The organism is Trebonia sp. (assembly GCF_030042015.1).
GTDB lineage: Bacteria > Actinomycetota > Actinomycetes > Streptosporangiales > Streptosporangiaceae > Trebonia.
The window spans coordinates 1-9,152 of the sequence record NZ_JASIAL010000146.1 but is presented as its reverse complement, the minus strand read 5'-3'; the positions used below and the strand labels follow the sequence as shown (position 1 = coordinate 9,152).

At 67.1% G+C, this 9,152-nt stretch carries 9 protein-coding genes; 6 read left to right on the top strand and 3 right to left on the bottom strand.

Annotation, left to right across the window (positions count from 1 at the left end; genetic code table 11):
* The coding region (locus tag Q1N79_RS07480) for an ATP-binding protein (protein ID WP_300605926.1) at window positions 1-243 on the top strand (243 nt) is incomplete at its 5' end.
* Window positions 244-654: 411 nt separating this feature from the next.
* Here the strand turns inward: Q1N79_RS07480 and Q1N79_RS07475 are convergent.
* Window positions 655-918 carry a winged helix-turn-helix domain-containing protein gene (locus Q1N79_RS07475; protein ID WP_300605924.1) on the bottom strand — a complete coding sequence of 88 codons (264 nt, stop codon included), beginning with the start codon at window positions 916-918 and terminating at the stop codon, window positions 655-657.
* A gap of 178 nt (window positions 919-1,096) precedes the next feature.
* On the opposite strand from Q1N79_RS07475, the gene Q1N79_RS07470 reads away from it, so the two are divergent.
* Together Q1N79_RS07470 and Q1N79_RS07465 are read left to right on the top strand one after the other, a co-directional pair.
* Complete coding sequence (locus tag Q1N79_RS07470; RefSeq protein WP_300605922.1) at window positions 1,097-1,345, top strand: hypothetical protein; 249 nt, start codon at window positions 1,097-1,099, stop codon at window positions 1,343-1,345.
* A gap of 1,034 nt (window positions 1,346-2,379) precedes the next feature.
* Entirely contained in the window at window positions 2,380-2,928 is a 549-nt protein-coding gene (locus Q1N79_RS07465) for a hypothetical protein (RefSeq protein WP_300605920.1), read from the top strand.
* Window positions 2,929-3,065: 137 nt separating this feature from the next.
* On the opposite strand, the gene Q1N79_RS07460 is transcribed toward Q1N79_RS07465, so the two are convergent.
* A complete protein-coding gene (locus Q1N79_RS07460) occupies window positions 3,066-4,340 on the bottom strand; it encodes an FAD-binding protein (protein ID WP_300605919.1) in 1,275 nt (424 codons plus the stop codon).
* Between the two features lie 338 nt (window positions 4,341-4,678).
* Here Q1N79_RS07460 and Q1N79_RS07455 point away from each other — a divergent pair, with 338 nt between their 5' ends.
* Window positions 4,679-5,023: a CopG family antitoxin gene (locus Q1N79_RS07455; protein WP_300605917.1), complete on the top strand. Its 345-nt coding sequence runs from the start codon at window positions 4,679-4,681 to the stop codon at window positions 5,021-5,023.
* Window positions 5,024-5,053: 30 nt separating this feature from the next.
* On the opposite strand, the gene Q1N79_RS07450 is transcribed toward Q1N79_RS07455, so the two are convergent.
* The gene (locus Q1N79_RS07450) at window positions 5,054-5,614 is read right to left on the bottom strand and encodes a hypothetical protein (RefSeq protein ID WP_300605915.1); all 561 of its coding nucleotides are present in this window, start codon (window positions 5,612-5,614) and stop codon (window positions 5,054-5,056) included.
* A 649-nt stretch (window positions 5,615-6,263) separates the two neighbouring features.
* Between Q1N79_RS07450 and Q1N79_RS07445 the strand changes: the two genes are divergently transcribed.
* Both Q1N79_RS07445 and Q1N79_RS07440 read left to right on the top strand, forming a co-directional pair.
* A complete protein-coding gene (locus Q1N79_RS07445) occupies window positions 6,264-7,214 on the top strand; it encodes a L,D-transpeptidase family protein (protein WP_300605913.1) in 951 nt (316 codons plus the stop codon).
* Between the two features lie 109 nt (window positions 7,215-7,323).
* Entirely contained in the window at window positions 7,324-8,622 is a 1,299-nt protein-coding gene (locus Q1N79_RS07440) for a hypothetical protein (protein WP_300605911.1), read from the top strand.
* The last annotated feature ends 530 nt before the right edge of the window (window positions 8,623-9,152 follow it).

The following is a 9,152-nucleotide window of genomic DNA, read 5'->3' as shown; positions in this document are numbered from 1 at the left end:
GCGAACGTGGTCCGGCATGCGCGGGGTCCGTACCGGCTGCGGCTGCTGCGCAGCCGCAGCCTTGTCTGCGAGGTGTTCGACGGCAGCCTGACCACGCCGCGCCCCCGGCGGGCGTCCTGGACCGACGAGGGCGGCCGCGGCCTGCAGCTGATCGCCGCGCTCTGTGACCGCTGGGGGACCAGGAATGTGACGACAGGGAAGGTCATCTGGACCGAGCAGTCCCTGCCCGCGCCGGTTGCCTAGGAGGGGTCCGCGATACAAATGCCGGGACGGTGATCCCCTTCATTGCCTTCATTGCCGACTGCATCGCAGTCGCCATGGGCACGCCTGCCACCCGAGCGCCAGCGAGGAACCTCAGCGGTCAACGCCGTTCCGGATCAGCCAGGCCGCCGACCTCGCCTACGGCGAATCAGCAGGGGGGGTAGGTTGTCCAGGTTCTCCAGGTTGTTGTCTTGCTACCGCGTCGGCGGCGGAGCGGAGCGTGCGAAGGCCGCCGCAGCAGTCCAGCGTGTGAACGCCGGCCGTCATGCCCGTTGACGGGCTGTACGTGTAGAACTCGCAGTTGCCGCTGCGGAGTGATTGTCCCACCGGTCACGTCGCGGACGCGGCACGCCACGCCGGGCGCGGTCACTGACACGCGCCCGGCGTTGTGCTTCATGGCTGCATTGACTGGCGTGTTTCTGAGACGAACGTGCCGCGCCCGTGAATCGTGGTGATCAGGCCGCGCTCGCGGAGCACTTCCATCGCGCGGCGCACGGTCCCGTAGGAGACCTCGTAGTGCTCGGCAAGGTCCCGCTCGCTGCGCAGCCGCGCGCCCGGCTTCACCTCGCCTGAGCCGATCCGCGCGGCGATGTCGCTGGCCACGCGCATGTAGGCAAGATCCGCGTCACGCCCGCCGGCCGCCTCGATCTCGCTCACGGTCAGCACGATAGCTACCCCCGACCTGCACAGATGACTCCAGTAGCTATCATAAAGCTCCGATAGAGCTATACAAGAGCATCTTGAATGAGTAGCGTGTCGGGCATGATGGTCGCAGGCGATCCCGAGTACGTGGACCAGGTGCCCCGGCGCGGCGTGCGGGGCTGCCCACCCCGGCGTGAGGATCACCCGTGGCCGTGGCCGTGGCTGGTGGCAGGCCGTCATGCCCGTGGACGTCGGCGAGACCGTCATCAGCCGGTACGAACTGGAAGACCTGCTCGACACGCTCGAAGCGCTCGACAGGGAGCGGCGATCACGCCGCGCGCCGTGGATCGTCTACGAGGTCCCCGTGGGTAGACCAAGATCAGCCATCCTCGTTTGCGTTGACGCGGTTAGCATGTCCCTCTCAGCACGACAACCTGTCTAGTTTCTCGTGTTACGTTGTTGAGTACGACACGCCGCAAGGCTGGTTGACAGACGTTCCCTTGGTGGGGTAAGGGGCAGGCGGTAGCGGTGCAGGCAGAGTCGGCAACACCCTTGGCAGAGGCTGTGTTCAGCCGTACGGCGGATCGCCCGCCGCTTCGAGACCGGACGGGGCGACAGTCGCGCAGAGTGGACTCTTATAGTGCGGGTCGGACCCGATGCCTTTGATGCCGAATGGTGGCTGTGGCGTCGTAAGCATCGCAAGGTCCCATGAGACTGTCCGACCTGCCCGCGGCAAGCGTCTCTGCCCAGAGACCGAGACTGACAGAAGGGGTGACGGTGCCACGAATTAACATGCCAGGCAGCGGCGAGATCGAAGTAGACGAAGTCGGTTTCGAGCCTGTCCAGGAGTCCTGGAACGAGTACCGTCTTGCAGACGGGGCCACTTTGCGGCTGAGACTGGTTTTGGCTGCCGTATATCGTGTTCCGGGTGCCCAGGATGCGGAAGGCAATCCAGTGTATGCGGCTCGATCGACGAACGTGATGTCCGTCGAAGCACCCGATAGCCTTCGCGGGGAGAGTTGATTGCCGTGACGATGACAATCACGGAAGCTCCGCGAGCGTGGCACTGGCAGCAAGGCGGAGACACAGACGAAGTATCAATCGACTCAACGCTAGCACCTCAGACCTTCACTTTCAGCGAAACCCTGATTACTGTCCGACCTACGTCACCTCCATCTCCGCAACCATCCGATCATGGAGTTGAGCAAATATTCAACGCTCTCTCAGCTCAGTGGCTTAGGGAAACCTCAATCGAATCGGATGTCGAGCGAATCGTCTTCCATCCGGCTTATCAGCGGATCATAGGGCTCGGGCCGCAAGCACTGCCCTTCATCCTGAAAGACCTCACGCAGTCTCATCATCATTGGTTCTGGGCGCTCACGGCGATTACCGGCGAGGACGTTACGGAAGCCCAGACCACCGTAGGCGGAGCCGTGGAGGCGTGGCTAGCCTGGGGGCGCAGCCACGGACTCATAGATGGATGACGCAGAGGTAGCCGGACATTTTCCCAAAGTAAGCGAGCAAGGTTTCAGGATCACAAGTGAAATTGATTTTGACTATAATTGCATCGCATGGGCCGTGGGCGACACGCATCGCTTCTGGTGGCCGGGCGTGCAAGGCGAGCGCCGTGGCCCCTATTACTGGCCGGAGGGGGTTCCGTACACAGTAACCCTTGAAGCGTTTGCCCAAGCGTTGGCCACCGAAGGATATGAGCCGTGTGCCACCGGCGATCTTGAGGATGGCATCGAGAAGGCGGCCATCTTTGCCTGGCCCAACGGCAGGCCCAGGCACGCTGCGAGGCAGCTAGAGGACGGCACCTGGACGAGCAAGATTGGCGAAGATGTGGATATCTGCCACAACTCGCTAGAAGGAATGGCAGGAGCCGCCTATGGACAACCTGTGATGTTCTTGAGCAGGGCACGCCCAACCTCGAGGCGGCAGGGAGGATTGTTAATTCAAGGCCTGGTCCGGCTGCCCTCGCGAGTTAATAGATGGTTGGGCAGGGGACCGCTCCGCCTTGCTTGACTGGGGTAACCATCACGGAATCTTGGGGTACGCCCTCGCGCCGGTCGGCCGTGAGATCCCCTGACCCGCACCGGAGGGTTTCGCGACACCCTCCTGGCAACGGGGTTGACGGAAACGCTTGCTGTTCTCGGGCACGGTCAGCGGATCGCGCGGACCCCGAGTCTTTCCAGGCGGCTGTTGCTGAACCGCCCTTGCGGGTCGAGCCGTTCGAACAAGGCCCGCGCGTCGCGAAGGCGGGGGTACAGCGGTTCGAGCTTTTCGGCTTCGATGTGCGAGACCTTGCCCCAGTGCGGCCGGGTCGCAAACGGCGCCAGTGCCGCCTCGACTTCCCGCACCGCGCCATCGACTGGGCCGGGGCGGTTGCGCCAGGTGAAGTGGATGGCCAGTGTCTCGCGATCGTACGATCCGCTCAGCCACAGGCCGTCCGCGGCGGTCGCGCGGATCTCGGTTACGAGCAACAGCGGCGTCACCAGGGAAGCCAGCCGCCGGACGGCGGCCAGGCACGCCGGCCCGTGACGCCTGGCCACGAAGTACTCCGACTGGATCTCGTCCCCGTTGCTCGGCCTGACATCGGCGCGGAAATGCGGGAGCCGCTGCGACCAGGGGCCGGCCGCGCCGTGCACCGTGAGATTGTCAACAGGGGAATCGGCGAGCCGCGCCGGCCCTGGATCCCGGTGTGCCCCGAAGAGTTCTGCGGGCACGGCGTCGTCCGGTCCAGCGACCCGGCGCTTGACCCACGCCTGAACCGATTCCCCGCTCCAGTCGGTGAACAGGCTCACGCTGTAGCCGACCGACATAATGCCGTCCAGGTCGGCGAGCACGCGATCCCAGGACAGGCCGGCGTACACATCCTGCCTGACCAGGTAGGCCGGCTCGACGTCCAACGTGACGCGCACGACGATGCCGAACGCCCCAAGCCCGACCGGCATCCCGTCGAAATCCGGGTCGGGGCGTCCGGCGTGCCGGAGTTCGCTGTCAGCGTCCACATAATCCAGCCCGGCGACCGCCGCCGACAGGACGCGGTTGCCGCTCCCCGACCCGTGAGTGCCGGTGGCGATCGCGCCGGCGATGGAGACGTGCGGCAGCGAGGCCAGGTTGCCCAGGGCCCAGCCCCGCTCCTGCAGCCACGCGGCGATCGCCCCGTACGTGGTCCCGGCTCCGACCGTCACCGTCCGCGAGGACTCATCCAGAACGGGATCGGGCGCGATGCCTGTCACGGTCACGAGGGTGGCCCCGTTGTCGGCGAGGTCGTTGAATGAGTGCCGGGTCCCGAGCGCGCGAACGCGGCCGCCCGCGGCGACGGCACGGCGTACGTCCTGGATTGTCCGCGCGGCGACCAGCCGGCGCGCGGTGAACTGGTAGGCCCCCGACCAAGTCCTGAACCCGGACGTCTCCGAACCCGGATCGATCACAGTGTCCTCGCCCCCGATGCCTTGCCCTGGTCCCAATGCGGTGAGTATTACAGGTCCCAGACTGCCCTGACCGAACGCAGGCACAAGAAGGACAGCCCACCCCGGCCGTGATCACCGAAAGAGAAGTCTTCACGGTTTCAGGGGAAACGCCGGGCTGCCGGTGGCAGCTGACCGAGCGCGGTGCGGAATGAGGGCTGCACCGGCGGTTCCTTCATCTCAGTTGCCGAGGCCCATAGACCACCGCAACCATGCTGCGGGTCGCCCGCGCATGATCTCGTCACCGCTCGCGATATGACCGATGCCGAGAAGAAGACCTTCCGCAGGAAGGCACGATAACCATGACTAAGCGCAACGAGCAGCTTCCCCGGGCCGCCGCAGAGCTTGAGCAGCTAGCCAGCTACTGCACCTCGCACGACACCAGCACTGAGATGGAATACGGCGAGTGGGTCGAACCGCAGCCGATGGCCACCACCTCCCTACGCCTGCCCACTGACGTGATCAGCCAGCTCAAGCTCCAGGCCAAGGCCAGGCACGTCCGCTACACCAGCTATGTGCGCTCAATCCTGGAGCGCGCAGCGCGGGGAGAACCTCCGCCGGAGATAGCCGGCATCACTGAGCGGCTGGGACGCATCGAACGCGCGGTCACCGGTGGCCGCCGCGGAGATAATCCGGAGACAGCGTGACCCCGACCCGCCGCCGCCGGCCGAGACTACCTATTTCATATTCGCGTGCCGGCCGATGCTCGCGGCGTAAAGCGGCGTCTCGCGGCGGCAGTGATCACTGGATGCGGCCTGACGGGCGGCGGCGGCCGCTGCGAAGGTCAGCCCGTGACTGGCGATGAAGTCCATGAACTCGGCGGTCGGGTGACTGGTGACCGTGTTGGTGTACTTGCTGGTCGTGCCGTCGATCGGGTCGGCCTTCAGGTCCCAGATGACCTGGCAGCTGGTCCACCCGTCAGGCGTGAGCACGTCGGAGATCGACACCATGTGGCAGTGGTCCTTGTCGGCGGTCTCGTACACGTAATGCTGTACGACCAGCCCGGTGCCGATCATCTCGACGTTGATGGACATCGGCCGGCCGTCGTCGGTCGTGGTATAGCCTGCCGACTTGTGGTCGGGCGGCGCGCAGCGCTGGTACTCCTTGTCGGGCAGGGTGCGCAGCCAGTCGGCGATGTCGATCGCGGCGATCGGGGCGTCGATGGTCGCCGTGAAGACGGCTTGCGAGAGTACCTTGTCGGTCAGCACGGTCCGGTCCGGCGTGGTCGTCTGGGTCATTGCGGTCGTCTCCCCCGTTGCGTTCTTAACCGATGTGGTCTATGTCGCCGCCATCTTCGTTTTGTAAACACTTGTGCCACACTGGCCTCACCCGCACCTGCCAATGGCGATCTCCCGCAGTACCGTTGTCGGTGCGCGACTGTCGGTGCGCGACCGTGCCCGGGCGGGCACCGCGCGGCGGAGGTGGGAAGGAGTGCGAGTCCGGACGGGCCTAGTGAGCCGGCCGTGAGTTCTGCGGTCACCACGTGAGCCGTCTTCGGTCGCAGAAGGTGCCGGCCGTGGCCGCTGGCCCTTTGCGGCGCAGGGCAGGTCACGGGTCAACCGCGCCAGCGGCGGGCACATAGCGGATATTTCCCCGTCCAGCGGTGAACCACCTCCCGGAAACCGCCCATGGAACATGATCATGGGTCAAACGGGACCGCCCGCGGCCACCTCCGGCCCGTGATCATGAAGCGCATCCCCCGGGCGGGCACACCAGGGGCAAGGGGCAGCAGGGGACGGCGGGGGGTCACGGCCGGGCAGGGATCCGGTTCATCCGCGGGTGCCCGTGCCGGGCAGCCGCGATCGCCGCGCGCAGATGCCTGAGTCAAGTGTCATGCGTCATCCCCTGGGCAGTTAGTTCAGGCATCCCGCCGGGTGCGTGACGCGGGTGGCGCAGGGGTACACGCGGGGCGCGGCGGCGGGGGAAACCGCGGCGCGGCCCGGGCGCCCGGGGCACCCGGTGTGCCCGATGTGCCCGGGGCAGCCGGGACAGCGCAGGGCCGGAGCAGGCGACCGCACGCTGACCCCGCAACCGGGGACCGGCTCACTAGCGGGCGCGGTCCTGGCCGCCGCTGTCCTCGGCAGCTGCGGGTGCGCGGCGGCCGGGGCCGCCCATGGGGCCGCCCATGCCCAGTTAGCACCGCGGCATGTGATCCGGACGCCGGGCGCGATCGCCGTCACGTCCCCCGCTGCGCCGTCGGCGGACCCGGCGCACCCGGCGCACCCGGCGGCGCTGGCCGCCAGGCGGGCCAGCGGCCAGCTTGTCACGGTGATCGCGGCGTCGTACGGGGCGACGCAGGCGGAATTCACCGCCTACCAGCGGGTAGACGGGCAGTGGCGCCGGGTCTTCGGGCCGTGGACCGCGTGGATCGGACGTAACGGGATGGCCCCGCCCGGCGCCAAGCGGGAAGGCGACGGCCGCACCCCTTCCGGGACGTTCGGCTTCGGGTTCTTCTTCGGGGTCGACCCCGACCCAGGGGTACGTTTCCCGTACCGGAGGGTGCAGCCGTACGACGTCTGGGACGATGACCCCGCCAGCCCGCTGTACAACGAGTGGGTGGATGACCGCTACGCCGACCCGGGCGCCGACCCCGAGCCGATGGACGTGTCCGCCTACGACTACGGCGCCGTCATCGGGTACAACACGGCCCGCACGCCAGGACTCGGCAGCGCGATCTTCCTGCACGTGAACATCGGCATGCCGACAGCGGGCTGTGTGACCTTGCCGGCGGGCGAGCTGCTCCAGGTCCTGCGCTGGCTCAACCCGGCCGCATCGCCGCTGATCGAGATGGGCGTCGGGACGCCCGGGACGCCCGGGACGCCTGGGACGGCTGGCTAGCCCACCTCGGCGCCGCGGCAGGCCCGCATCCGGGTGAGCAGGTCGCCAAAGCCATGAGCGTTCGGGTCGAGGGAATTAGGAGATACCGGCGCCCTGGCATTATGTGCCTATGGAAAAGGCGTTGGGACCCGCGCGTGACCTCACGGACTCCGAGCAGAACCAAGCGGTGCTCGACGTGGCCTCCGCTTTGGTCCAAGGCCGCGCGACTGCGGAAAGCGTCGCGGCCGGCCATGGCCAGGCGGTAGCGGCCGAAGCGATTGCCGCGGTTCGCGCGCGGGAGCGGCTGAGCAAGCTCATCGGGCCGATCCACCTGACCGTGGTGTGGGCCATGTACGGTGAGACGGGCCGGATGGTCCCCCGTGCAGCGCACCCGCATGGGGAGGACTTCGTGCGGACCAAGGTCCGTCAGCTCGATTGGCTGACCGACGGCCTGCCCAGCGTCACGTGGAGCATCATCGCCTGCGATGACGGATGCCCGGACCGGCCCTCGAGTGCCGACCTCATGACAGACATCGCGGCGGACGAGGGCTACCCGAGGGAAGGGCACCGCGGCGTGACGGTGCTCAGGCTGGCCGAGGTGATCGAGGGTGACGTCCCGATCAACCCTGCATTCGACCGGCTGACCTCGACCGAGCAGTCCCGCAAGGGCGGGTCGATCCTGGCCGGGCTGGCCGCCGCAGTCGGGACGGGTCCAGCGCAGGCGAACGGCGCCGATCATCATCATGTGGTCTGCTATACCGACGCAGATCTGTCCGCGAACCTGGCCCAGCTGGGCTCGCTGGCGGCCCCGGTGGTGGCCGGTGACAAGATAGTCGGCGCGCTCGGCCAGCGTTACGGCATCGACGGGGCGGTGCTGGTCCGGGCCGACGGGCCGGTCACCGAGCCGCACAGCACCGGCGACAAGCCTGACAAGATCATCGTCCTGTTCCGTCATTTCGTGCGATCCTCGCTCATCCCGGCGCTGGCCCATGTGCTCGACACCCAGGCCGGCTTCAAGGCCTTGGACGGGGCCGCGCTCGGCCCGGTCATCCGGCAGATGACGTCGTTCAACGAGACCTTCGACGTCGAGCTGCTCATCCATCTCGCCCAGCGCTACGGGCCACAGGCCTTGGCGGTCGAGCCGATTGTCTTCACCGAGGACTTCGCCGCGACGAATTTTCCCTCCGTCACGCCCGGGGCGCGCCACCTGGCGATGGTTCGCCAGGTCGTGGAACTCTACGACCGGCTCGTCGCACCGATCGCCCCCGTCACTGGCGAGGCGGCCGACTTGCTCACCCTGATCAGGACGCTCGACCTCGACGACTATGTGACCTTGATCGAGCACCTTCGCACCGAGGACGGGAACGACCCCACGCTGTTCGACCGGCGATGGTCCGTGCAGCACCTTCGCGACATCCTCCGCCGCTGACAGAGGCGGGTGGCGGCGCCGTGGGAGTGCCGGCCGAGATTGGCAGACCTGTCTCAGCTCAGCCGGGTGTTCGCGACCTTACGGCTTGTAACCGGCCTCATCCGCGAAGGAACGAACGGAGTCACGGGCGGCACCACCGCCATTTTTCACACCGGTACGGCGCCGCATCGGCAACGCCCAGACTTGTAAGCGAAGGGCGGTTTGACACACGCTGACGGCTTCTCCCGGGTCGCCCGACGCCGTGCACAAGACGTAGCGATCACGGGTGATGAGGGCCCGCGGTCGATCCCCGGGTTTGCGGCCGGCGGGCGGTGTCGTCCTCCGTGGCTGCGATCGGCCTCACGTGCGCCTGGCTTGGCGGCGGACGGCCACGTCGATGAGCTCAGGAGGGTAAGCATGCAAGGACCCGTACCGGATCAGTTCAACCTGGTCGTCTCGGACATGGAGGCAACTGTCGCCTTCTACCGGAAGCTGGGCCTGACCATCCCCGGCACCGGTCCGCGGTGGCAGCATCATCACCGCACGGTCAC